The organism is Streptomyces sp. CNH189, assembly GCF_000527195.1.
In genome coordinates this window covers 23,050-45,209 of the sequence record NZ_AZUS01000003.1, presented here as the reverse complement: position 1 = coordinate 45,209, position 22,160 = coordinate 23,050, and the positions used below count along the sequence as shown (strand labels likewise).

General features: G+C 73.3%; 20 protein-coding genes. 8 read left to right on the top strand and 12 right to left on the bottom strand.

The window, feature by feature from the left end; translation table 11 throughout:
- Positions 1-7: 7 nt before the first annotated feature.
- Genes B100_RS0105410 through B100_RS0105385 form a run of 6 tightly spaced genes read right to left on the bottom strand, consistent with a single transcriptional unit; the run spans position 8 to position 6,915 of the window.
- Positions 8-1,141: an XdhC/CoxI family protein gene (locus B100_RS0105410; protein WP_024883422.1), complete on the bottom strand. Its 1,134-nt coding sequence runs from the start codon at positions 1,139-1,141 to the stop codon at positions 8-10.
- The gene (locus tag B100_RS0105405) at positions 1,134-2,291 is read right to left on the bottom strand and encodes a VWA domain-containing protein (protein ID WP_051489943.1); all 1,158 of its coding nucleotides are present in this window, start codon (positions 2,289-2,291) and stop codon (positions 1,134-1,136) included. The genes B100_RS0105410 and B100_RS0105405 overlap by 8 nt, the downstream gene beginning before the upstream one ends.
- A 32-nt stretch (positions 2,292-2,323) precedes the next feature.
- Positions 2,324-3,178: an AAA family ATPase gene (locus B100_RS0105400; RefSeq protein ID WP_024883420.1), complete on the bottom strand. Its 855-nt coding sequence runs from the start codon at positions 3,176-3,178 to the stop codon at positions 2,324-2,326.
- Between the two features lie 43 nt (positions 3,179-3,221).
- Positions 3,222-4,076 (bottom strand): FAD binding domain-containing protein, encoded by an 855-nt coding sequence (locus tag B100_RS0105395; protein ID WP_024883419.1) that lies wholly within the window; start codon positions 4,074-4,076, stop codon positions 3,222-3,224.
- On the bottom strand, positions 4,073-6,445 hold the full coding sequence (locus B100_RS0105390; RefSeq protein WP_024883418.1) for a xanthine dehydrogenase family protein molybdopterin-binding subunit: 2,373 nt from the start codon (positions 6,443-6,445) through the stop codon (positions 4,073-4,075). The genes B100_RS0105395 and B100_RS0105390 overlap by 4 nt, the downstream gene beginning before the upstream one ends.
- A complete protein-coding gene (locus B100_RS0105385) occupies positions 6,442-6,915 on the bottom strand; it encodes a (2Fe-2S)-binding protein (RefSeq protein ID WP_024883417.1) in 474 nt (157 codons plus the stop codon). Before B100_RS0105385 ends, B100_RS0105390 begins: the two co-directional genes overlap by 4 nt.
- 251 nt (positions 6,916-7,166) lie before the next feature.
- Between B100_RS0105385 and B100_RS0105380 the strand changes: the two genes are divergently transcribed.
- Positions 7,167-9,140 carry an elongation factor G gene (locus tag B100_RS0105380; RefSeq protein ID WP_024883416.1) on the top strand — a complete coding sequence of 658 codons (1,974 nt, stop codon included), beginning with the start codon at positions 7,167-7,169 and terminating at the stop codon, positions 9,138-9,140.
- Between the two features lie 32 nt (positions 9,141-9,172).
- Here the strand turns inward: B100_RS0105380 and B100_RS0105375 are convergent, their stop codons facing one another.
- A complete protein-coding gene (locus B100_RS0105375) occupies positions 9,173-10,426 on the bottom strand; it encodes a PQQ-binding-like beta-propeller repeat protein (RefSeq protein ID WP_024883415.1) in 1,254 nt (417 codons plus the stop codon).
- 172 nt (positions 10,427-10,598) lie between these two features.
- On the opposite strand from B100_RS0105375, the gene B100_RS0105370 reads away from it, so the two are divergent.
- Positions 10,599-11,321: a TetR family transcriptional regulator gene (locus tag B100_RS0105370; protein WP_024883414.1), complete on the top strand. Its 723-nt coding sequence runs from the start codon at positions 10,599-10,601 to the stop codon at positions 11,319-11,321.
- A 262-nt stretch (positions 11,322-11,583) separates the two neighbouring features.
- On the opposite strand, the gene B100_RS0105365 is transcribed toward B100_RS0105370, so the two are convergent.
- The 3 genes from B100_RS0105365 to B100_RS0105355 are packed head-to-tail and all read right to left on the bottom strand — an operon-like array spanning position 11,584 to position 13,938.
- Positions 11,584-11,958, bottom strand: coding sequence for a nuclear transport factor 2 family protein (locus tag B100_RS0105365; protein ID WP_024883413.1), 375 nt, complete (start codon positions 11,956-11,958; stop codon positions 11,584-11,586).
- A gap of 24 nt (positions 11,959-11,982) precedes the next feature.
- Entirely contained in the window at positions 11,983-12,888 is a 906-nt protein-coding gene (locus tag B100_RS0105360) for an SDR family oxidoreductase (protein WP_024883412.1), read from the bottom strand.
- Positions 12,889-12,927: 39 nt separating this feature from the next.
- Positions 12,928-13,938 carry an alcohol dehydrogenase catalytic domain-containing protein gene (locus B100_RS0105355; RefSeq protein WP_486585588.1) on the bottom strand — a complete coding sequence of 337 codons (1,011 nt, stop codon included), beginning with the start codon at positions 13,936-13,938 and terminating at the stop codon, positions 12,928-12,930.
- A gap of 159 nt (positions 13,939-14,097) precedes the next feature.
- Between B100_RS0105355 and B100_RS0105350 the strand changes: the two genes are divergently transcribed.
- Positions 14,098-15,006 (top strand): LysR family transcriptional regulator, encoded by a 909-nt coding sequence (locus B100_RS0105350; RefSeq protein ID WP_024883410.1) that lies wholly within the window; start codon positions 14,098-14,100, stop codon positions 15,004-15,006.
- Between the two features lie 30 nt (positions 15,007-15,036).
- Here B100_RS0105350 and B100_RS0105345 read toward each other — a convergent pair whose 3' ends face one another.
- Together B100_RS0105345 and B100_RS0105340 are read right to left on the bottom strand one after the other, a co-directional pair.
- Positions 15,037-15,402 (bottom strand): nuclear transport factor 2 family protein, encoded by a 366-nt coding sequence (locus B100_RS0105345; protein ID WP_024883409.1) that lies wholly within the window; start codon positions 15,400-15,402, stop codon positions 15,037-15,039.
- Between the two features lie 127 nt (positions 15,403-15,529).
- On the bottom strand, positions 15,530-17,284 hold the full coding sequence (locus B100_RS0105340) for an ABC transporter ATP-binding protein (protein ID WP_024883408.1): 1,755 nt from the start codon (positions 17,282-17,284) through the stop codon (positions 15,530-15,532).
- Between the two features lie 143 nt (positions 17,285-17,427).
- Between B100_RS0105340 and B100_RS0105335 the strand changes: the two genes are divergently transcribed.
- The 5 genes from B100_RS0105335 (at position 17,428) to B100_RS0105315 (ending at position 22,051) form a co-directional block, all read left to right on the top strand.
- A complete protein-coding gene (locus tag B100_RS0105335; protein WP_024883407.1) occupies positions 17,428-18,513 on the top strand; it encodes an S-(hydroxymethyl)mycothiol dehydrogenase in 1,086 nt (361 codons plus the stop codon).
- Entirely contained in the window at positions 18,513-19,142 is a 630-nt protein-coding gene (locus B100_RS0105330) for an MBL fold metallo-hydrolase (RefSeq protein WP_024883406.1), read from the top strand. The genes B100_RS0105335 and B100_RS0105330 overlap by 1 nt, the downstream gene beginning before the upstream one ends.
- A 267-nt stretch (positions 19,143-19,409) precedes the next feature.
- Positions 19,410-20,324 (top strand): SDR family oxidoreductase, encoded by a 915-nt coding sequence (locus B100_RS0105325; RefSeq protein ID WP_024883405.1) that lies wholly within the window; start codon positions 19,410-19,412, stop codon positions 20,322-20,324.
- Positions 20,325-20,391: 67 nt separating this feature from the next.
- Positions 20,392-21,189, top strand: a complete 798-nt coding sequence (locus B100_RS0105320) for an SDR family oxidoreductase (protein WP_024883404.1) — start codon at positions 20,392-20,394, stop codon at positions 21,187-21,189.
- A gap of 166 nt (positions 21,190-21,355) precedes the next feature.
- A complete protein-coding gene (locus B100_RS0105315) occupies positions 21,356-22,051 on the top strand; it encodes a L,D-transpeptidase family protein (protein WP_024883403.1) in 696 nt (231 codons plus the stop codon).
- Positions 22,052-22,160: the final 109 nt, after the last annotated feature.

The following is a 22,160-nucleotide window of genomic DNA, read 5'->3' as shown; positions in this document are numbered from 1 at the left end:
CCTCCTGTCAGCGGGCGGGTCGGCGGGCGGAACCGGCGGGTGGCCGGGCCGGGTGGACCGCGCCCCGGGTCGTGGTGAGCGGGGCGCCCGAGCCGCCCCAGCGCAGGGCGACGATCTCGGCGGCCACCGACACGGCCACCTCCTCCGGCGTACGGGCGCCGAGGTCGAGGCCCACCGGGGACCGCAGCCGGGACAGCTCCCGCTCGGTGACCCCGGCCTCCTTCAGGTGCCCGGCACGGTCCTCGTGCGTACGACGGCTGCCCATCGCGCCGATGTAGGCGGCCGGCCGGCGCAGCGCCTCGGTGAGCAGTGGCACGTCGAACTTGGGGTCGTGGGTGAGCACGCAGATCACCGTGCGCTCGTCGGTGTCCGTGCCGGCGAGGTACCGGTGCGGCCACTCGACGACCACCTCCACGTCCGCGGGGAAGCGCCGGGGCGTGGCGAACATTGGGCGGGCGTCGCACACGGTGACCCGGTAGCCGAGGAAGACACCGATGCGGGCCACGGACGCCGCGTAGTCGATCGCGCCGAACACCAGCATGCGCGGCGGCGGCGCGAAGCTCTGCAGGAACACCTGCACCGCGTCCTCGCGGCGCTGCCCCTGTGGCCCGTAGTGCCGCAACCCGGTGGAGCCGAGGGCGAGTTCACCGCGCGCGTCCGCGGTGACCGCCACGTCGAGCCCCTCCGTCCCCAGGCCGCCGGCGACCCGGTCCGGCCACACGGCGAGGGTGGCCCCGCGCCGTGCGGGACCCCCGGTGACCGTGGCCACCGTCACCGGTTCCGCCGCCGCCACCGACGCGGCGACGTCACCGAACGCCGGGTCCAGTTCCGGCGTGACCGGACGCACCAGCAGGGTGAGCTCACCACCGCAGGTCAGCCCGACCGCGAAGGCGTCCTCGTCGCTGTAGCCGAAGGTCTCGAGCCGCGCCTCGCCCTCGGCGACCACCTCCCGCGCCAGCTCGAAGACGGCGCCCTCCACACAGCCCCCGGAGACGCTGCCCACCACCTCGTCGTCCGGGCCGACGGCCATCGCCGCACCGGGGTCGCGTGGCGCGCTGCGGCTCACCTCGACGACCGTGGCCAGGCCGAACGGCGCCCCGGCCGCGTACCAGCGGCCGAGCGCCGGGAGTACGTCACGCACCATCCGCTCCTTCCACGGGCACCCCCTCCACCGGGCGGCCTGCGCGCACCACCCGCGCCAGCCGCTCCAGCGCTGCGAGGCTGTGCCCCTCGACGAACGCGTCCACGCTCGGCAGCGCCGCCGCCATTCCGGCCGCCAGGGGCGCGTACCCCGGCCGCGCCTTGAGCGGATTGGCCCAGATCACGCGGTGCGCGAGCCGGTGCAAGCGTCGCATTCCCTCGGCGAGCAGCTCCGGATCGCCACGCTCCCAGCCGTCCGACAGCAGCACCACGACCGCGCCGCGCGCCGTGCCCCGCCGTCCCCAGCGGTCCAGGAACTCCTTCAGCAGCTCCCCGAGCCGGGTCCCGCCGCTCCAGTCGGGCACCGCCGACGCCACGGCCGCCATCGCCGCGTCCGGATCCCGGTGCGCCATCGCGCGGGTGACCCGGGTGAGCCGGGTGCCCACGGTGAACACCTCGGTGTGCCGGCCGCGCGCCGCCGCGTGCGCGAACCGCAGCAACGCGTCCGCGTACGGCGCCATCGACCCGCTGACGTCCACGAGGAGCACCACCCGGCGGGGCCGCTCGGCCCGCACCCGGTGGAGCGGCCGCACCGGCTCGCCGCCGCCGCGCAGCATGGCCCGCACCGTGCGGCGGGGATCGGTCTCCCCGCGCCGGGCCGGCCGCCGCCGCGCGCTGCGCCGCACCGGGCCGCGCGGCGCGAACGCCGCCAGCAGCCGCCGCACCTGCTCCCGCTCGGCCGCGCTCAGCTCCGCCACGTCCCGGTGACGCAGCACGTCGGTGGAGGCGGCCGGCGCGGGCAGCCGCGGCGCCCGCTCCTCCGGCGTGCCGGGCCTCCCGGTCGGGGCGGCCGCGTTCCGCAGGACCGGGCGCAGACGCGGCGGCGCCGGGACCGGATCAGGCGCGGGCGGACCGCCGGTGCCGAACCACGCCGCGAACTCCCGGTCGTAGCGGGCCAGGTCGTCCGGGCCGCCGCACAGCGTCAGCCGCCCCGCCCAGTACACGTCCCTCCGCGCCCACGGCCGTAGTGCCTCCGCCGCCCGCAGGAACGCCCGCACCCGCTCCCCGCTCACGTCCGCGCCGGCCGCGCGCAGCCGCCGCGCGAACCCGAGGAGCAGGGCGGCCGGGTCCGGCACGTCACCGGGCGACACGCCGCTTTGGGACGGGGCACCGTCCACACCGGTCACCCCCGCCCCGCCAGCACGGCCGCCAGATCCAGGCCCCGGGCCCGTTCCGTGTCCTCGCGGTACTTCAGCGCCGAGCCGAGCGTGGCCGTCGCCAGCCGCGCGTCCACCTCGCTCGCCCCCAGCGCGTCCAGGGCCCGCGCCCAGTCGATGGTCTCCGCCACCCCGGGCGGCTTCACCAGGTCGTGCCGCCGCAGCTCCTGCACCAGCGCGGTCACCTGTTCGGCCAGCCGCTCCGTGACCTCCGGCAACCTTCGTCGCACGATGGCGAGTTCACGGCCGAAGTCCGGATGGTCGAACCAGTGGTACAGGCAGCGCCGCTTCAGCGCGTCGTGCACCTCGCGGGTGCGATTGGAGGTCAGCACCACCAGCGGCGGCACCTCCGCCCGCACCGTGCCCAGCTCGGGAATCGTCACCGCGAAGTCCGACAGCAGCTCCAGCAGGAACGCCTCGAACTCGTCGTCCGCCCGGTCGATCTCGTCCACCAGCAGCACGCACGGGGCGCTTTCCAGCGCCCGCAGCAGCGGCCGGGCGAGCAGATAGCGGCGGTCGTACAGCGCGCCCTCCAGCTTCTCCGGGTCGGTGACCCCGGCCGCCTCGGCGGCCCGCAGCCGCAGCAGCTGACGCGGGAAGTCCCAGTCGTACAGGGCCTGCGAGGCGTCGATGCCCTCGTGGCACTGCAAGCGGACGAGCGGTGCGTCCAGCACCTCGGCGAGGGCGGAGGCGAGCGCGGTCTTGCCCGTGCCCGCGTCGCCCTCGCAGAAGACCGGACGGCGCAGCCTCAGCGCCAGGAAGCACGCGATGGCCAGCCCCTCGTCGACGAGGTAGCCTGTCTCCTCCAGGCGGGCCCGCACCTGCTCCGGGCCGCCCGGCCACTCCTCACCGGTGATGGGCCCCTCACCCCAATCCGGCGGCGGCGAGCACCGCCCGCCTGGTCAGCACCCGCGCCAGATGCGCCCGGTACTCGGGGGAGGCCGAGGTGTCCCGGGACGGCCGGGTGCCGGTGGCCGCCTCACCGGCCGCCCGCTTCACGGCCGTGGCGTCACCCGCGCCCGCCAGCGCCTCCTCGGCCGCCGGGGCGCGCAGCGGGGTCGAGCCCATGTGGGTCAGCCCCACCCGCGCCTCGGCGATGCTCCCGTTCTCCCGCCGCACCAGCGCGGCCACGCCGACGATCGCGTACGCCTGCGCCACCCGCTGGAACTTCTCGTAGTGGAAGCCCCAGCCGTCGGTGGACGGCAGCCGCACCTCCACCAGCAGCTCGTCCGGCGCCAGCGCGGTCTCCAGGTAGTCGGTGAAGAAGTCGCGGGCGCGGATCGTGCGCCGCCCGCGCGGCCCCACCGCGACCAGCTCGCCCTCCAGCGCCAGGACGACGGCCGGCAGGTCGGCGGCCGGGTCGGCGTGCGCGAGCGACCCGCCGAGCGTGCCCCGGTGCCGTACGGCGGGGTCCGCGACCGTCGCCGTGGCGGCGGCCAGCAGGCCGGCGTGCCGGCGCACCAGCGCGTCGTGCAGTACGTCGTGGTGGGTGGTCATCGCGCCGACGACGAGCGTGTCGCCCTCCATGCGGCTGCCGCGCAGCCCGGGGACGCGGCCGGTGTCGACCAGCAGCTGCGGGAACGCCATCCGCAACCGCATCAGCGGCAGCAGGCTCTGCCCGCCGGCCAGCACCTTCGCGTCCTCGCCGCCGTCGGCGAGGGCCCGTACCGCCTCCTCGACGGTGTGCGGGCGGACGTAGTCGAATGCCGGGGGAATCATGCCGGGTCCTCCTCGCCGCCGTGGATCGCCCGCCACACCCGCTCCGGGGTGCACGGCATGGTCACGTCGGTCACGCCCAGCGGCCTGAGCGCGTCCACGATCGCCCCGACCACCGCCGGGGTGGAGGCGATCGTCCCCGCCTCGCCGACGCCCTTGACGCCCAGTGGGTTCGAGTCGGCGGGTGTCTCCGTCCGGTCCGTCACGAAGTCCGGCAGGTCCACGGCCGACGGCACCAGATAGTCGGCCATCGTGCCGGACAGCAGGTTGCCGTCCTCGTCGTACACGGCCTCCTCGTACAGCGCCTGGGCGATGCCCTGCGCGAGCCCGCCGTGCACCTGGCCCTCGACGATCATCGGGTTGACCACGCGGCCCACGTCGTCGACGCACACGTAGGAGCGGATGCGGGTCATCCCCGTCTCGGTGTCCACCTCCACGGCGCACAGATGGGTGCCGTGAGGATAGGAGAAGTTCTCCGGGTCGAGGACGTGCTCGGCGTTGATCGTGGGTTCCATGCCGTCGGGCAGGTCGTGCGAGGTGAACGCCTCGAACGCCACCTCCTGGATGGACTTCCGCGCCTCCGGCGAGCCCTTCACCAAGAACACCCCTCCGGTGAACTCCAGGTCCCGCTCGCTCGCCTCCAGCAGATGCGCGGCGATCTTCCGCGCCTTGTCGACGACCTTGCGGGCCGCGTGGTGCACCGCCGCGCCGCCCACCACCAGCGAGCGCGAGCCGTAGGTGTCCATGCCCTGCGGGGCTGCCCGGGTGTCGCCGTGCACCACCTCGACGTCCTCGAACGGCACGCCCAGGACGTCCGCCGCGATCTGGCTCCAGGACGTCACATGCCCCTGCCCGTGCGGGCTGGTGCCGGTGACCACCTCGACCTTGCCGGTGGGCAGCATGCGGATGCTCGCCGCCTCCCAGCCGCCCGCCGCGTACCGCAGGTCCCGCAGCACCCGGCTCGGCGCGAGCCCGCACATCTCGGTGTACGTCGACACCCCGATGCCGAGCCGTACGGTGTCCCCGCGTTCGTTGCGCTTGCGCTGCTCCTCGCGCAGCTCGTCGTACCCGAACAGCTCGAGCGCCTTGTCGGTGGCCGCCTCGTAGTTGCCGCTGTCGTAGGTGAGCCCCGCGATCGAGTCGTACGGGAACTCCTCGTGCCGGATCCAGTTCCTGCGCCGCAACTCGACCGGGTCCATGCCGAGTTCGGCGGCCAGCTCGTCCATGATCCGCTCGATGGCGTACGTCGCCTCCGGGCGTCCCGCGCCGCGGTAGGCGTCGGTGGGGGTGCGGGTGGTGAAGACGCCGGTGCAGTGGAACTCGTAGGAGTCCATCTTGTAGATCGCCGGGTACATGAAGGCGCCGAGGATCGGCACGCCCGGGGTGACCAGCATCAGGTAGGCGCCCATGTCGGCGAGCAGGTCCACCTTCAGGCCGCGCAGCCTGCCGTCCCGGTCGGCGGCGATCTCGACGTCCTGGATCATGCCGCGGCCGTGGTGGGTGGCCAGGTAGCCCTCGGAGCGGGACTCGGTCCACTTCACGGGGCGGCCGAGGCGCCGCGCGACCGCAAGGGCGATCGCCTCCTCGCCGTACACCTGGAGCTTGGAGCCGAAGCCGCCGCCCACGTCGGGGGCGACCACCCGCAGTTTGTGCTCGGGTATGCCGGTGACCATGGCGAGCATCACCCGCAGGATGTGCGGGATCTGTGTGGCCGAGTACACCGTGTACTCGCCGGACGCGGCGAGCGGGGTGACCACCACCGCGCGCGGTTCCATCGCGTTGGGGATCAGCCGCTGCTGATGGTAACGGCGCTTGACGACCACCTCGGCGCGTTCCCGGACCGCCGCGAAGTCCTCACCGGCCCTGAGCGGCCAGTCGTAGCAGCGGTTGGTGCCCTTGCCGGCGTGCACCAGCGGCGCGTCGTCGGCGAGCGCGGCCTCCAGGTCGAGCACCGCCGGCAGCGGCTCGTACTCGACCTCGACGGCCTCCAGCGCGTCCGCCGCCGCGTAGCGGTCGCGGGCCACCACGACCGCCACCGGGTCGCCGGCGTGCCGCACCTCGTCCACGGCGAGCGGCGGGTGGTCGGGGTGCACCATGTCCTCGGTCACCGGCCACGCGCACGGCAGCGACCCCATCCCCTCCGCGAGGTCGCTTCCCGTGAGCGCGGCCACCACGCCCGGGCGTTGCCGGGCGTGGGAGACGTCGACGCGCTCGATGCGCGCGTGTGCCATGGGGCTGCGCAGGATCGCCAGATGCAGCATCCCGGCGGCCTGGATGTTGTCGGTCCAGTTCGTCTGGCCCGTGAGCAGCCGGGCGTCCTCCTTGCGCAGCCGCGCCCGGCCCACCTCGGCTTCGACGGCGCCCTCGGTCATGCCCGCACCTCCTCGTCGGAGGCGGCGGCCAGCACCGCGCGCACGATGTTCTGGTAGCCGGTGCAGCGGCACAGGTTGCCTTCCAGGGCGTGCCGCACCTCGTCGGCCGTCGGCCGCGGGTTCTCCTTCAGCAGGTCGCGGGCCGCCATCAGCATGCCGGGGGTGCAGTAGCCGCACTGCAGCGCGTGCCGCTCGTGGAAGGCCCGCTGCAGGCCGGTCCACTCGCCGTCGGTGTTCAGGCCCTGCACGGTCGTCACCGTGCACCCGTCGGCCTGCACCGCCAGGACCGAGCAGCTCTTGACGCTCACCCCGTCCAGATCGACGGTACAGGCCCCGCAGTTGGAGGTGTCGCAGCCGACGGGCGTCCCCGTCAGGCCCAGCCGGTCGCGCAGATGGTGGACCAGCAGCAGCCGGGGCTCCACCTCGTCCTCGTACGTCGTGCCGTCCACCTTCACCGAGATACGGGTCATGTGCCCTCCCAGAAGCGTGCGAGGGATACCGGTCGGTCACCGGACGTGATGCGCGTCACTCTAAGGGGGACGTTCGTGACGGGGCGAGAGTCGGGACGGGGCTTTTTGTTGAGCATTAATCCGTTGTGCCGCCCGTGCCCGTCTGGTCAACTGCTCGGGAACCGCAGCCGGGAACCGAGGAGCAGCAGTGCGAGGAGCGTTCATGTCCCCCCAGGAAGGAACACCCCTCTCTCCGAAGGACATGACACTTCGTGCACGTGCTCAATCTGGGAATCCTCGCCCATGTCGACGCCGGTAAGACCAGCCTGACCGAGCGGCTGCTGCACACCGCCGGCGTGATCGACGAGGTGGGCAGCGTCGACGACGGCAGCACCACCACCGACACCCTCGCGCTGGAGCGCCGGCGCGGCATCACCATCAAGTCGGCCGTCGTCTCGTTCCCGCTCGACGACATCACCGTCAACCTGCTGGACACCCCCGGCCACCCGGACTTCGTCGCCGAGGTGGAGCGGGTGCTCGGCGTGTTGGACGGCGCCGTGCTGGTGCTCTCCGCCGTCGAGGGCGTCCAGGCGCAGACCCGGGTGCTGATGCGCATCCTGCGCCGACTGTCCCTGCCCACCCTGATCTTCGTCAACAAGATCGACCGGCGCGGGGCACGCGAGGCGGAGCTGCTCCGCGAGATGGCGGCGCGCCTGACCCCCGCGCTCGCGCCCGTGGGTACCACCGAAGGGCTCGGCACCCCGCGGGCCCGCTTCGTCCCCGGTGTCCGGTCGGCCGCCCTCGACGCGCTCACCGAGCACGACGACGGCCTGCTCGCCGCCTACGTGGACGGCACGCTCACCCAGGACCGGCTTCGGCACGCCCTCGTCACGCAGACCCGGCAGGCCCTCGTCCACCCGGTCCACTTCGGCTCCGCCGCCACCGGCGCGGGTGTCGACGCGCTGCTGACCGGCGTCCGGGAGCTGCTGCCTCCGGCGGGCGGCGATCCCGAAGGGCCGGTCTCCGGGACGGTGTTCAAGGTGGAGCGGGGACCCGCGGGGGAGAAGATCGCCTACGCGCGCCTGTTCTCCGGGACGCTCCGCGCCCGTGACCGCGTCCCGTTCGGCGCCGGGGACACCACGGAGGGCCGGGTCACCGGGGTCAGCGTCTTCGACCGCGGCACCGACACCCGCGCGGACGCCGTGGAGGCGGGCAGGATCGCCCGGCTGTGGGGCCTGACGGACGTCCGCGTCGGCGACGCGATCGGCGAACCCGCAAAAGAGCACGGACACTTCTTCGCTCCGCCCACCCTGGAGACCGTCGTGGTGCCCGGGGACGGCGTCGACCCGGGCCGGCTGCACCTCGCGCTCGCCCAGCTCGCCGAACAGGACCCGCTGATCGGGCTGCGCCACGACGAACGGCGGCGCGAGACCTCCGTGTCGCTCTACGGCGAGGTCCAGAAGGAGGTCGTCCAGGCCACCCTCGCCGAGGAGTACGGGCTCGACGTCACCTTCCGTGGCACCACCCCGCTGTGCGTGGAGCGGCTCGCCGGGCCGGGGGAGGCAGCCGAGTTCATCAAGCAGGACGGCAACCCGTTCATCGCCACGGTCGGGCTGCGGGTCGACCCCGCGCCGCCCGGCTCCGGCACGGACTTCCGGCTGGAGGTCGAGCTGGGCGCCATGCCCTACGCCTTCTTCAAGGCGGTGGAGGACACCGTGCGGGCCACGCTCGGGCAGGGGCCGCACGGCTGGCAGGTCACCGACTGCGCGGTCACCATGACGCACTGCGGGTACTGGCCCCGCCAGAGCCATGCCCACCAGCGTTTCGACAAGAGCATGTCGAGCACCGGCGCCGACTTCCGCGGCCTCACCCCGCTGGTGCTGATGGACGCGCTGCGACGGGCCGGCACCGTGGTGCACGAGCCCGTGCACCGCTTCCGGATCGAGGCCCCGGCGGACACCCTGGGCGCCCTGCTGCCGGTCCTCGGCGGACTGGGCGCCGTGCCGGGGAGCACCGCCACCCGGGGCGCGCTCGGTGTGCTGGACGGCACGGTGCCGGCGGCCCGGGTGCGGGAGCTGGAGCAGCGGCTGCCGGGGCTGACGCGGGGCGAGGGCGAGCTGGAGACCCAATTCGGGCACTACGCGCCCGTCACGCACGGCCCGGTGCCGCACCGCCCGCGCACCGACCACAACCCGCTGAACCGCAGGGAGTACCTGCTCAACGTGGTGCGGCGGGTGGGCGGTTGACGTGCGCCGCCCACCCGCCGCGCCGGGCCGGATCAGCCGCCGGAGGGGGCGGTCCAGCCCTCCCGCACATGGCCGAGCCGGACCCGCTGCGGGTGGTCGCCGACGGGGACCGACACGGTCTTCTCGCCCGTCGCGAAGTCGATCGCGGTGACCTGGTCGGCGCCGCTCTCGGAGACCACGCAGGACTCCCCGTCACCGCTCACGGTCGCCCAGTACGGCTTGGAGACCGGGACGAGCGGGCCGTGCTCGAAGGTGTCGCGGTCGACCACGGTCGCGTAGTCGTCCATCGTGCCCGCCACGCACAGCTTCGCGCCGTCGGGCTTCATCGTGATGCCGTGGTGGCGCGAGTCGTTGACCCAGGTGGTGCGGTCCTCACCGGTCGCCGGGTTCTTCGGCAGCGTCTTGACACGGGTGATCCGGTCGGCGGCGACGTCGTACTCGAAGAAGCCGTTGAAGAACGACACCTGGAAGTACAGCTTCGACTCGTCGGGGGAGAAGGCCGCCGGGCGGACGGCGTCGGAGTGGTCCTTGAAACCGGCCGCGTTCAGCCGGTCCCGCATGTCGATGACCTTGACCTGCTGGAACGTCCGAGCGTCGGCGACCGTGATCTTGCGGTCGCCCTTCGTCCAGTCCAGCCAGGGTGCGTCCAGGTCGGTGTTCACCTCACCGATGGACATGTTCCAGATGTGGCGGCCGTCGCGGCTGAAGACGTTCTCGTGCGGCTTGTCGCCCGTCTTGAACGAGCCGACCTGCTCGCCGGTCGTGATGTCGAGGACGTGCACCGTGTTGGACGTCGACGCCGAGACGGCGACCCGGGTGCCGTCGGGCGACACGGCCATGTGGTCGGCCCGGTAACCGGACACGGCGAAACGCCAGTTGACCTGTCCGGTGGCCAGGTCGAGCGAGACGACGTCGGCGAAGCTGGGCCGGGAGACCACCACCGCGGTGCCGTCCGGGGTGGAGTACATGTCGTCGACGAACTGGTCGTGCCCCTCACCGACACTGTTACGGATGGCCATGAAGTAGATCCAGCGGATCGGGTTGGCGTTGATCTCCGCCATCCGCTGCGCCTTGTCGGGGACGACGTCGATCCGGCCGATCCGTCCGAAGTCACCGCCCGACTCGATGACGTCGGCGGTGCCGTCCCAGTTGTTGCCCACGAACAGCACCTCCCGCAGGTCCGCGGAGGGCGCCTGGCCGGCGGCGCTCGCGACGCCGGCGGGGGCGGTGACGGTCAGGGCGAGGGCGGCGGCGAGGGTGCACAGGTGTCTGCTGCGGATCGGCATGGCGGGGTCTCCTCTGCGGGTGGGGGCGCTATGAGCGGGACATGCCAATTACGGAAGGGGAATCTGAACAGGCGTGCTTTCAGAATGAACTTACTGAAAAGTAGGTAAGGGCCGCCCCTCTCCACAAGACCGCGGACACGACAAAATTGCGGAGGCGAGGAGGGGAGGTCCGATGGCGGGCAGACTGGGCGCACCGAGCGGCCGGTACGCCGGGAAGTCCGCCGAGGAGCGGAAGGCCGAGCGGCGCCGGCGCTTCCTGGACGCGGCCCTCGAACTCTTCGGCGGCGGACCCGGGTACCGGTCCACCACGGTCGCCGCCCTCAGCGAGGCCGCGGGGCTGTCGACCCGTCAGTTCTACGAGGAGTTCCGTACCTTGGAGGACGTCCTCGCCGCACTGCACCTCCAGGTCAACGACTGGGCGGAGACGGCGGTCCTGACCGCGGCCGCCGAGGCGGCCGGAGCGCCGATCGCGGAGCGCGCCGCGGCGATCTTCCGCGCCTACGCCGCCGACGTCACCCGCGACCCGCGCCGCATCCGCATCGCCTTCGTGGAGATCATCGGGGTGAGCCCGCGCCTGGAGGAGCAGCGGCTGGCCCGCCGTGCCCGCTGGGTCGACCTCATCTGCGCCGAGGCGGAGGCCGCCGTCGCCCGCGGTGAGGCGCCGCCCCGCGACCACCGGCTCGCCGCGACCGGGTTCATCGGCAGTGTCAACGGGCTGCTGCACGACTGGAACGCGGGGTGGGTCGAGGCGACCCTCGACGAGGTGGTGGACGAACTGGTCCGCCAGCTCCTGGCGATCCTGCACCCGCCGGTACCGCCGGTACCGCCGGTACCGCCGGTACCGCCGGGCTTGCCCGCGCCGGAAGCCCCGCCCGCACCCGCGGACCGGTCGTAGCCGGCCGTCTCGCATGGCACCGGACCTGCTCGTGCCGGTCGGCCTGCCGGCGTCGCCTGATCCGCCGCCACGGGGCGTGCCCGCGCGCCGGACCCGCCCGCGCCGGCGGGCCGCCCGCGTGCCTGGGGACCGGAACCAGCCGCCCGACCTGCTGCGCCGCCCGACCCGCCCGATCTGCCGGCACCGGACCTACCCGCGCACCGGACCTACCCACGCCGCCCGACTCGTCCGGCCCGCCGCTCACCGGCTCGCTGACGGCGGGTCAGCCGGTCGGTGCGATGTCTCCCGCGAAGATGATCATCTGGTCGATCAGCCCCCGCCGCAGATGGACGACATCCGTCCCGGCCAGCCGTGGCCCGTTGTCGGGGGTCGTGAACACCCACCGGTACCGGGCCCACTCGTCGGGCATGTCCACCCCCGAGCAGCGGACCATCGTGCCGGACCCGGCCGGGTGCCGCCGGATGTCCAGCACGAAGCGCTCCACCGCCTCGATGCCCTCGCTGCGGCCCAGCGGACCCCAGAAGACCACGTCCGAGGTGAGCGCCTGGGACAGCAGCGAGGTGACGTAGGCGTCGTCGGAGGCGTTGAACGCCGAGATGAACGTGTCGATGGCCGACCGGGCGGTGTCTGCGTGCATGCACCCAGTCATACCAGCCCCGGGTCAGCCGTCGGCGGGTGTCCGGGTGGTCAGGAGATCGGTGAAGCCGATGCGGTCGTAGAACTCGGCACGGATCCGGTCGGCCACCTCGCCGACCCTCTCCGAACCGTCGTCGGCGGGGTCGACGGTCACCCGGAAGGGGCGCTCGCCCTTCGGCGCGTCGACCACCGCCACGATCGTGCGGGCGACCTCGCCCGCGTCCGCGTCCGGCGGCGACAGCGCGGCCAGCCGGTTGCCGACGTCGTCCATCAGCCCTTCGTACAACTCGTCGTACGCCTCGGCCGTCGCCGTGTCCTCGGGACGCATCGCGTGCGCGAAGTGGTTGGTGCCGGAGGTGAACGAACCGGGCACGACGATCGAGGTGTCGATGCCGAACCGGGACAGCTCCACGGCGTAGCTCTTCGCCAGGTGGTCCATCGCCGCCTTGGCGCCGAAGTACGGGGCGAGGTACGGCGGCGTGCCGCCGTAGGTGCTGGTGGAGCCGACCCACACCAGCAGACCGTCCCGGCGCTCCCGCATGAGCGGCAGCACCGCCCGGTTGACCCGCTGCGTGGACAGCACGTTGGTGTCGTAGATCTCGGCGAGCTGCTCGGGGGTGAAGGACTCGGCGGGGCCGAGCACCATGTGGCCGGCGTTGTGGACGACCACGTCGACGCGTCCCGCCTCCCCGGTGACCGAGGCGACGGCCGCGTCCACCGACTCCTGGCGGGAGACGTCGAGTTCGACGGTGCGCAGGTCGACCTCGTGCTCCTCCGCGTACGCGCGGGCCTCGGCGACCGCCGGGGCGTTGCGCCCGGTGGTGTGCCGCATCCCGGCGTAGACGGTGTGCCCGGCGTCCGCGAGGGCGCGGGCGGTGAGCGCCCCGAAGCCGCTGGAGGCGCCGGTGATCAGGATGACGTGAGCGGACATGATGTGCTCCTGGGGAAAGCGGGGGGCGGGGGAGCGGGGTCAGAAGACGATGACGCTGCGGCCGCGGGAGGTGCCCGCGTTCATCGCGTCCAGCACGGCCGGGGCCTCGTCCAGGCCGATCGGCGTGACGTCGGGGAGGATGTCGTGCGCGGCCGAGAAGGCCAGGGTGTCGCGCAGGTCGTGCGGCGAGCCGGACGGGGACGCCCCCACCCGCAGCCGGTTGAGGATCATCGGCTGGGTCGGCAGCACCAGCGGCTCCGGGCCGTAGCCGCACAGCATCAGGGTGCCGTCCGGGGCGAGCCCGCCGAGCGTGGCGGTGGCCGCCTCGGTGGACGGGGAGGCGTTCAGCACCAGGTCCGCGCCGCCCTCCCACGCCTTGAGCGCCTGCGCCGGGTCCGACTCCTGGGCCGCGACGAACAGTTCCGCGCCGAGCGCCTTCGCCGCGTCCTCGCCGTGCCGGGACCGGCCGACGACGGCGACCCGGGCCCCCATGGCGACGGCGTACCGCACCGCCAGCGCGCCCACGCCCCCGGCGCCCACGACGGCGACGCGGGCACCGGCCCGTATGCCGCCCTGGCGCAGCCCGTTGTAGGCGGTCAGCCCGGCGCACATCAGCGGCGCGGCGGCCACCGGGTCCAGCCCGTGCGGCAGCGGCGTGACGAAGCCCGCCTTCAGCAGCACGTACGGGGCGTAACCGCCGTCCGCGACGATGCCGGTGATCACCTTGCGCGGGCAGAGGATCTGGTCGCCGCGCACGCAGTAGTCGCAGTGACCGCAGGAGTCGTACAGGAACTGGCCGCCCACGGCGGTGCCGACCTCGGGGAAGGTGACACCGGGTCCCACGGCCGTGACCACGCCGGTGATCTCGTGGCCCGGGACGACGGGGAAACGGGCGAACGGATAGTGGCCGCGCAGCAGGTTGAGGTCGGTGAAGCAGACCCCGCAGGCGGTGACCTTGACGAGCACCTCGCCCGGACCCGGTTCGGGAATCTCCAGGTCCTGCAGGGCGAGCGGGGTGTCGGCCCCGACGGCGACGGCGGCACGCATCATGACGAACACTCCAGGAGATCGGGGAGGAGGCGGGCGGAGGATCGGTGCCCCCGCGGTACACCAACCAGCGTGACCTGCGGTTTCCCGGAGGTCCAATGCTTCCTTCGGTGCCTACGATGACGTCGGTGCATCGGCGCAGGCAGCAGGGGAGAGGGAGCCATGGACGGCGGACAGACGGATCTGGATCTGCGCAGGCTGCGGTCCTTCGTCGCGGTCGCCGAACGGCTGCACTTCGGTCAGGCCGCGGCGGCGCTGCACGTCACCCAGCCCGCGCTCTCCCGGCAGATCCAGCAGCTGGAGCACGACCTCGGCGTGGTCCTGTTCCACCGCAGCAGCCGGGAGGTCGCCCTCACGCCCGCCGGCGAGCAGTTCCTCCACGACTCGCGGGAGCTCCTGGCCGCCGCCCGTGCCGCGCAGAACCGCGTCCGGCGGTTCGCCGCGGGGGAGGGCGTGCTGAAGGTCGGCTTCATGCTGAGTTCCGACATCACCGCGCCGCTGCACGCCTTCTCCGCGCGCCGGCCGCAGGTGCGTATCGAACTGGTGCGGCTGCGCTGGTGGAGCCAGGCGGCCGACCTGCTCGACGGCACCGCCGACGTCGGCTTCGTCCGCCCGCCCGTCGACTCCGGGCGGCTGCGCGTGCTGCCGCTGTACCGGGAGCGGCTGTGCGCGGTGCTGCCCGTCCGTCATCCCCTGGCCGGCGAGGCCACGGTCGGGCTGCGCGACCTCGCCGACGAACCGCTGCTGCGGTACGCGGGCGCCGCCCCCGCGTGGTCGGCCGTCTGGAACGCCGACCCCCGGCCCGACGGCACACCGTGGCGGCGCGGGCCGGACGTGCACGACATGGAGGAGATCCTGGCGTACGTCCGCGCCGGGAGCGGTGTGGTGTTCGTGCCGGAGTCGGTCGCGGCGGTCTTCCCGCGCCCCGACATCGCCTACCTGCCCGTCACCGACGCACCGCCCGGCGAGGTGGCGCTCGCCTGGGTCGGCGAGCGCCCCTCGCCACTCGTCGAGTCCTTCGTGGACGCGACGAGGGCGACGCTCACCGAGCCGGACGCGACGCAGACGTGACCCTTCCGGCGGGACCCAGCGCCCGCGATGTCACTCGTCCCACGCCTGGATCATCACCTGCCCCGTGATCTGCCCGTCGCGCAGCGTCAGCATCGACTCCGAGAGCACCCGCACCCCGTCCGGGTAGCGGCAGCTCTCGCAGTACGCGGCGTGGTCGCCCTGCACGACGCACGCCTCCAGCGCGTGCGTCATGTCGCGGCTGTAGACGTCGTCCAGCATGGCGGCGATCTCGTCCTTGCCGTGCAGCACCTTCGGCCGGCTCGGCCCGCTCACGTGGTCCACGACGCGCAGCTCCGCGTCGTCCGCGTAGAGCGAGGCCAGCATCGCCGGCGTGTCCGCCTCGATGCCGCGGCGCAGGGTGTCGGTGCCGAAGGCAGGATGTGCGGCGGTCGTCATGATGACCCACCTCCTCCGAGGCCGCGGCCCGGAACTTCGGCGGGCCCCTACGGCCTCTCCTACGAGCGTCCTCCGCCGCGCGACCCCGGGCAAGCCCCACCGGCCGGTCACGGGGCCGCCCCCGTTGTCAGCCCGCCGTCGCCAGGAACTGCGTCGCGGCCAGTTCCGCGTACAGGGGGTCCGCGGCGACCAGCTCACGGTGCGTGCCGACCGCGCGGACGCGGCCCGCGTCCATCACCACGATGCGGTCGGCCGCCGTCACCGTGGACAGCCGGTGCGCGACCACCAGCACCGTGGTCGTGCGGGCCACGTCGGCGACGGTGTCCCGCAGCGCCGCCTCGTTCACCGCGTCCAGCTGCGAGGTCGCCTCGTCGAGCAGCAGCAGACGAGGCCGGCGCAGCAGGGCGCGGGCGATGGCGACCCGCTGCCGCTCACCGCCCGACAGCTTGGTGCCGCGATGTCCGACGAGGGTGTCGAGGCCGTCCGGCAGCCGGGAGACCAGGCCGTCGAGGCGGGTCGTCTTCAGCACCCGCGTCAGCGCGGCGTCGTCCGCCCCAGGGTTGCCCAGCAGCAGGTTGTCCCGCAGGGAACCCGACAGCACCGGCGCGTCCTGCTCCACGTACCCGATGGCGGCCCGCAGCTCCGGCAGGTCCCAGTCCGCCAGGTTCCGCCCGTCGACGGTGATCACGCCCGACTCGGGGTCGTAGAACCGCTCGATGAGGGAGAACACCGTGGTCTTGCCCGCGCCGGACGGCCCGACGAACGCGGTGAGCCCCTGCGCGGGCACGGTGAACGTCACCCGGTGGTGGACGTACGGCAGGTCGTCGGCGTAGCGGAACCGCACGTCCTCGAAGGCGACGGCGGCCGGGGCGGCACCGGGCGTGGGCAACTCCGCCGGGCGGGCGTCCGGTTCGGCGGGCAGCCGCAGCGCCTCCTGGATCCGGGCGAGCGCGGCGCTGCCCGCCTGGTACTGCGTGACCGCGCCGACGACCTGCGAGATCGGCGCCATCAGATAGAACACGAACAGCAGGAACGCCACCAGAGTCCCGATGTCGATGGCCCCCGTCGCCACCCGCGCGCCGCCCACCGCGAGCACCGTGATGAACGCCAGCTGCATCGCCAGCCCCGCCGTGTTGCCCGCCGCCGCCGACCACTTGGCCGCCCGCACGCTCATCCGCCACGACTCGCGCGCGGCCTCGTGCAGGGTCCGCTCCTCCCGTGGCTCGGCACCCGACGCCTTCACCGTGCGCAGCGCGCCCAGCACCCGCTCCAGCGAGGCCCCGATCACGCCCACCGCGTCCTGCGCCTGGCGGGACGCCCGCTGGATCCGGGGCACGATCACCCCGAGCATCGTGCCCGCCAGCGCGATCACGCCGAGGGTGACCGCCAGCAGCACCGGGTCCACGAAGCCCATCAGCACCACGGTGGCGACCAGGGTGAGGCCGCCGGTGCCCAGACCGATCAGCGAATCGGTGGTCACCTCGCGCAGCAGCGTGGTGTCGGAGGTGACGCGGGCCATCAGGTCGCCCGGCTCGGCGCGGTCCACGGCGGCGATGCGCAGCCGCAGCAGATACGACGACAGCCTGCGCCGCGCCCCGAGCACCACCGACTCCGCCGTGCGCCGCAGCACGTAGGAACCCACCGCGCCCAGCACCGCGTTGGCGATCACCAGGGCCGACATCAGCAGCAGCGCACCGGTCACGGCACGGTCGTGGGCGAGGTCGTCGATCAGCTCCCGGGCCACCAGCGGCAGCACCAGCCCCGTCGCACCGGTCACCAGGGACAGCGCGGCGCCGCCCAGCAACGCCCACCGGTGCGGCCGTACGTACCCGAGAAGCAGTCGCCAGGCCGGCCGGCCGGTCTGTTCCCCTGCGATGCTCACGTGGCCCCCTCGGCGTCGGACGGATGTTCAGGCTACGTGGGCCGGGCGGCCGCCCCGCACGGTGGGCGGCGGAGCCGATCATTCCCGCGTAGGGTCGGGAGACGACGGGGGAGACGGACCCGGCCGACTAAGGAGTCAGCACCATGGCCCAGGAAGTACGCGGCGTGATCGCACCCGGCAAGGACGAGCCGGTACGGATCGAGACGATCGTCGTACCCGACCCGGGACCCGGCGAGGCGGTCGTGCGCGTCCAGGCCTGCGGGGTGTGCCACACGGACCTGCACTACAAACAGGGCGGCATCAACGACGACTTCCCCTTCCTTCTCGGCCACGAGGCGGCGGGCGTCGTCGAGTCGGTGGGTGACGACGTCACCGACGTGGCGCCCGGGGACTTCGTGATCCTCAACTGGCGCGCGGTGTGCGGCACCTGCCGCGCCTGTCTGCGCGGACGCCCCTGGTACTGCTTCGACACGCACAACGCCAAGCAGAAGATGACCCTCACCGACGGCACCGAGCTCTCCCCGGCGCTGGGCATCGGCGCCTTCGCCGAGAAGACCCTGGTCGCCGCAGGACAGTGCACCAAGGTCGACCCCGCCGTCGCGCCGGAGGTGGCCGGGCTGCTCGGCTGCGGCGTGATGGCCGGCATCGGCGCCGCGATCAACACCGGCAACGTGGGCCGCGGCGACTCGGTCGCCGTCATCGGCTGCGGCGGCGTCGGGGACGCGGCGATCGCCGGCTCCCGGCTGGCCGGCGCGGCGAAGATCATCGCCGTCGACATCGACGACCGCAAACTGGAGACCGCGCGCTCCATGGGCGCCACCCACACCGTCAACTCCCGCCGGACGGACCCGGTGGAGGCGATCAGGGAACTCACCGGCGGGTTCGGCGCCGACGTCGTCATTGAGGCAGTCGGCCGCCCCGAGACCTACCGGCAGGCCTTCTACGCCCGTGACCTGGCCGGCACGGTCGTCCTGGTCGGCGTACCCACCCCCGAGATGAAGATCGAACTGCCGCTGCTCGACGTCTTCGGCCGCGGCGGCGCCCTCAAGTCCTCCTGGTACGGCGACTGTCTGCCCTCCCGGGACTTCCCGATGCTGATCGACCTGCACCTCCAGGGCCGCCTGGACCTCGGCGCGTTCGTCACCGAGACCATCGCCCTGGACGAGGTGGAGAAGGCGTTCGAGCGGATGCACCGCGGCGACGTGCTGCGTTCGGTGGTGGTGCTGTGATGACCGCCCGCATCGAACGACTCGTCACCTCCGGCCAGTTCACCCTCGACGGCGGCACCTGGGACGTCGACAACAACGTCTGGATCGTGGGCGACGACCACGAGGCCGTCGTCATCGACGCGGCCCACGACGCCGACGCCATCGCCGAGGCGGTGGGCGACCGGCGCCTGACCGCCATCGTGTGCACCCACGCCCACAACGACCACATCGACGCCGCCCCCGCCCTCGCCGACCGCACCGGCGCCATGATCTGGCTGCACCCCGACGACCTGCAGCTGTGGAAGCAGACCCACCCGAACCGTGACCCCGACGCCTGGCTCGCCGACGAGCAGGTGATCGAGGCCGGCGGCGCCGACCTCACCGTGCTGCACACCCCGGGCCACGCCCCCGGCGCGGTCTGCCTGTACGACCCGGGGCTCGCGGCCGTGTTCACGGGCGACACCCTCTTCCAGGGCGGCCCGGGCGCCACCGGCCGCTCCTTCTCGCACTTCCCGACGATCATCGACTCGATCCGGGACCGGCTGCTGCCCCTGCCGCCCGAGACGAAGGTCCTCACCGGCCACGGCGATCCGACCACCATCGGCGCCGAGGCGCCGCACCTGGAGGAGTGGATCGCCCGCGGCCACTGACCGGGCACACCGCCGTCCGGCCGCCACCGCCCGGACGCCACGCGCCCGGACGACACGCCCCCTCACACCACGCGCCCGGACGCACCGGCGTCCGGGCGCACGTCGTGTCGGCGCGCGTCCGCTCCCAGCACCGGCCGTGCGGGCGCGTCCGGGTGAACCCGCCGACGCCCCGGGTGATCCTCGCCGAAAAGGAGACAGAGGATGTCCGGCTTACCCGTCAGGCTCGTCGTCGACGGACGGGACGAGGGAACGGAAGGCCGGGAACACATGACACAGCCGTTGCGGGACAAAGTAGCGCTGGTGGCCGGGGCGACCCGGGGAGCCGGACGGGGCATCGCCGTGGAACTCGGCGCGGCGGGCGCCACGGTGTACGTCACGGGCCGCAGCACCCGCGCCCGCCGCTCGGAGTACGACCGCCCCGAGACGATCGAGGACACCGCCGACCTGGTCACCGAGGCCGGCGGCCGGGGCATCGCCGTACCCACCGACCACCTGGAACCGGCGCGGGTGAAGGCGCTCGTCGACCGGATCGCCGCCGAACAGGGCCAACTGGACGTCCTCGTCAACGACATCTGGGGCGGCGAGACGCTCTTCGCATGGGACGCCCCCGTCTGGGAGCACGACCTCGACAAGGGGTTGCGGCTGCTGCGCCTCGCGGTGGAGACCCACGCGATCACCAGCCACCACGCCCTGCCGCTGCTGCTGCGCCGCCCCGGCGGACTGGTCGTCGAGGTCACCGACGGCACCGCCGAGTACAACCGCGACCACTACCGGGTGTCGTTCTTCTACGACCTGGCCAAGTCGTCGGTGCTGCGCATGGCGTTCGCCCTCGGCCACGAACTCGGCCCGCGCGGCGCGACGGCCGTCGCCCTCACCCCGGGCTGGCTGCGCTCGGAGATCATGCTCGACCACTTCGGGGTGCGGGAGGACAACTGGCGCGACGCGCTGGAGCAGGTGCCGCACTTCGCCATCTCCGAGACGCCGCGCTACGTGGGCCGCGCCGTCGCCGCGCTCGCCGCCGACCCGGACGTGGCCCGCTTGAACGGCACCTCCCTCTCCAGCGGCGGTCTCGCCCGGGAGTACGGTTTCACCGACCTCGACGGCAGCCGCCCCGACGCCTGGCGCTACCTGGTGGAGGTGCAGGACCCGGGCCGGCCGGCGGACGTCACTGGCTATCGCTGAGTCCCCCGGGCCGGGCGGTGCGCGAAGGGCTTGCCGTGGTGACCGTCCGAGCCGCTACCTTCACCTCATGACGACGGACACAGGACGCTTCGCGGGGTACGGGGTGCTCATCACCGGGGCGGCACGCGGCATCGGCGCCGCCACCGCCGCGCGGTTCGCCGAGGAGGGAGCGGGCGTCCTGGTCGCGGACGCCGACCCGGAAGCGGGGGAGCACACGGCGGCGGAGCTGCGCGGACGCGGGCTGACGGTGGAGGCCGTCGCCTGCGACGTGTCCGACCGGGCGTCCGTCGAGGCGGCCGTGGCCCACGCCGTCCGCCGCTTCGGCTCGCTCGACGTACTGGTGAACAACGCCGCGCACTGCACCCCGGACGCGCCCCGCTTCGAGGACGAGCCGGAGGAGGAGTGGGCCGCGGACCTGGACGTCACCCTCACCGGCGCGTACCGGTGCTGCCGCGCCGCCCTGGCACACCTGGAGGCGTCCGGCCGGGGCGCGATCGTCACCGTCGGCTCGGTCAACGGGCTGCAGGACTTCGGCAACCACGCCTACAGCGCCGCCAAGGCGGGCCTGATCTCCCTCACCCGCACCCTCGCCGGGCACGCCGGCCCCCGGGGCGTCCGGGTCAACCTCGTGGCGCCCGGGACGGTCCGTACCCGCGCCTGGGCGGGCCGGGACGACGACATGGCGGCGATCTCGAAGCTCTACCCCCTGGGCCGGGTCGGCGAGCCGGAGGACATCGCGGCCGCCGTCACGTTCCTCGCCTCCCGTGACGCCTCCTGGATCACCGGCACCACCCTGGTCGTCGACGGCGGCGTCACGGCCGTCAACCACGGCTTCCACCGGGCCGTGGACCACACCGGGAGGTGACGGGCCCCGCACAGCGGGTCGTACGGCGTGAGGCGCCTCACAGCGAAGCGCCCGGAGTGACGGACATAACGGTCCGGTTGCGCGTACAACCGAATTTCCTCCCAAGCCGTCTACCTGGCAGAGTGCGCGGCCAGCGCACACCTTCGCGGGAAAGGCGAAACGGACCATGGGGGACATACGTAGACGGGGTGTCGTCGCCCTGGGGGTCACCGCACTGGTGGCCCCGCTCACGCTCGTGCTCGGGGCGTCACCGGCCCAGGCCGCGAGCTGCACCACCTCGGCGGGGCCGTACCAGAAGCAGGTCGAGAAGTTCCTCGGCCGCCCGGTCGACGGCAAGCAGTCCGCCGCCGACTGCAAGGCGGTCCGGGCCTTCCAGAACAAGCACGGCATCAGGCCGAACATCGGCTACGCGGGCCCCGTGACCTGGGGTGTCATGAATCTGATGAACAAGCAGAAGGCGGTCGGCAAGAACCCGAACAAGGCCGGCAAGTGCCCCACCAACAAGGGGCGCATCGCCTGCGTCAACCTGACCCTCCAGCTCAGCTGGATCCAGGACGGCAAGAAGCTCGTCTACGGCCCCGTGCCGGTCCGCACCGGACGCAACGGGTACGAGACCCGCACCGGCCTGGAGAAGGTCTACTGGCGGAACAAGAACCACGTCTCGACCATCTACGACGTGCCGATGCCGTACAGCCAGTTCTTCGACGGCGGGCAGGCCTTCCACTCCGTGGGTGTCAGCATGTGGAACCCGCCCGGCTCGCACGGCTGCGTCAACATGACCAAGACCGCCGCCATGAAGTACTGGTCGCTGCTGAAGAAGGGCGACGACGTCTACGTGTACGGCCGCAAGCCGGGCACCTGACGGCTCCCGGCGCCCGGCCCGCGGCCGGGCGCCACGCGGCGCGTCGGGTGTGAACTCGCCCACGTTGCTTGCCAGATGGACGTGATCAGCAACACTGTCCGAAATACCC

Coding starts and splice junctions, on each gene's coding strand:
- B100_RS0105395 (WP_024883419.1), bottom strand. CDS start 4,076: ATGATTCCCCCGGCATTCGACTACGTCCGCCCGCACACCGTCGAGGAG.
- B100_RS0105390 (WP_024883418.1), bottom strand. CDS start 6,445: ATGACCGAGGGCGCCGTCGAAGCCGAGGTGGGCCGGGCGCGGCTGCGC.
- B100_RS0105385 (WP_024883417.1), bottom strand. CDS start 6,915: ATGACCCGTATCTCGGTGAAGGTGGACGGCACGACGTACGAGGACGAG.
- B100_RS0105375 (WP_024883415.1), bottom strand. CDS start 10,426: ATGCCGATCCGCAGCAGACACCTGTGCACCCTCGCCGCCGCCCTCGCC.
- B100_RS0105370 (WP_024883414.1), top strand. CDS start 10,599: ATGGCGGGCAGACTGGGCGCACCGAGCGGCCGGTACGCCGGGAAGTCC.
- B100_RS0105365 (WP_024883413.1), bottom strand. CDS start 11,958: ATGCACGCAGACACCGCCCGGTCGGCCATCGACACGTTCATCTCGGCG.
- B100_RS0105360 (WP_024883412.1), bottom strand. CDS start 12,888: ATGTCCGCTCACGTCATCCTGATCACCGGCGCCTCCAGCGGCTTCGGG.
- B100_RS0105355 (WP_486585588.1), bottom strand. CDS start 13,938: ATGATGCGTGCCGCCGTCGCCGTCGGGGCCGACACCCCGCTCGCCCTG.
- B100_RS0105350 (WP_024883410.1), top strand. CDS start 14,098: ATGGACGGCGGACAGACGGATCTGGATCTGCGCAGGCTGCGGTCCTTC.
- B100_RS0105345 (WP_024883409.1), bottom strand. CDS start 15,402: ATGACGACCGCCGCACATCCTGCCTTCGGCACCGACACCCTGCGCCGC.
- B100_RS0105335 (WP_024883407.1), top strand. CDS start 17,428: ATGGCCCAGGAAGTACGCGGCGTGATCGCACCCGGCAAGGACGAGCCG.
- B100_RS0105330 (WP_024883406.1), top strand. CDS start 18,513: ATGACCGCCCGCATCGAACGACTCGTCACCTCCGGCCAGTTCACCCTC.
- B100_RS0105325 (WP_024883405.1), top strand. CDS start 19,410: ATGACACAGCCGTTGCGGGACAAAGTAGCGCTGGTGGCCGGGGCGACC.
- B100_RS0105320 (WP_024883404.1), top strand. CDS start 20,392: ATGACGACGGACACAGGACGCTTCGCGGGGTACGGGGTGCTCATCACC.
- B100_RS0105315 (WP_024883403.1), top strand. CDS start 21,356: ATGGGGGACATACGTAGACGGGGTGTCGTCGCCCTGGGGGTCACCGCA.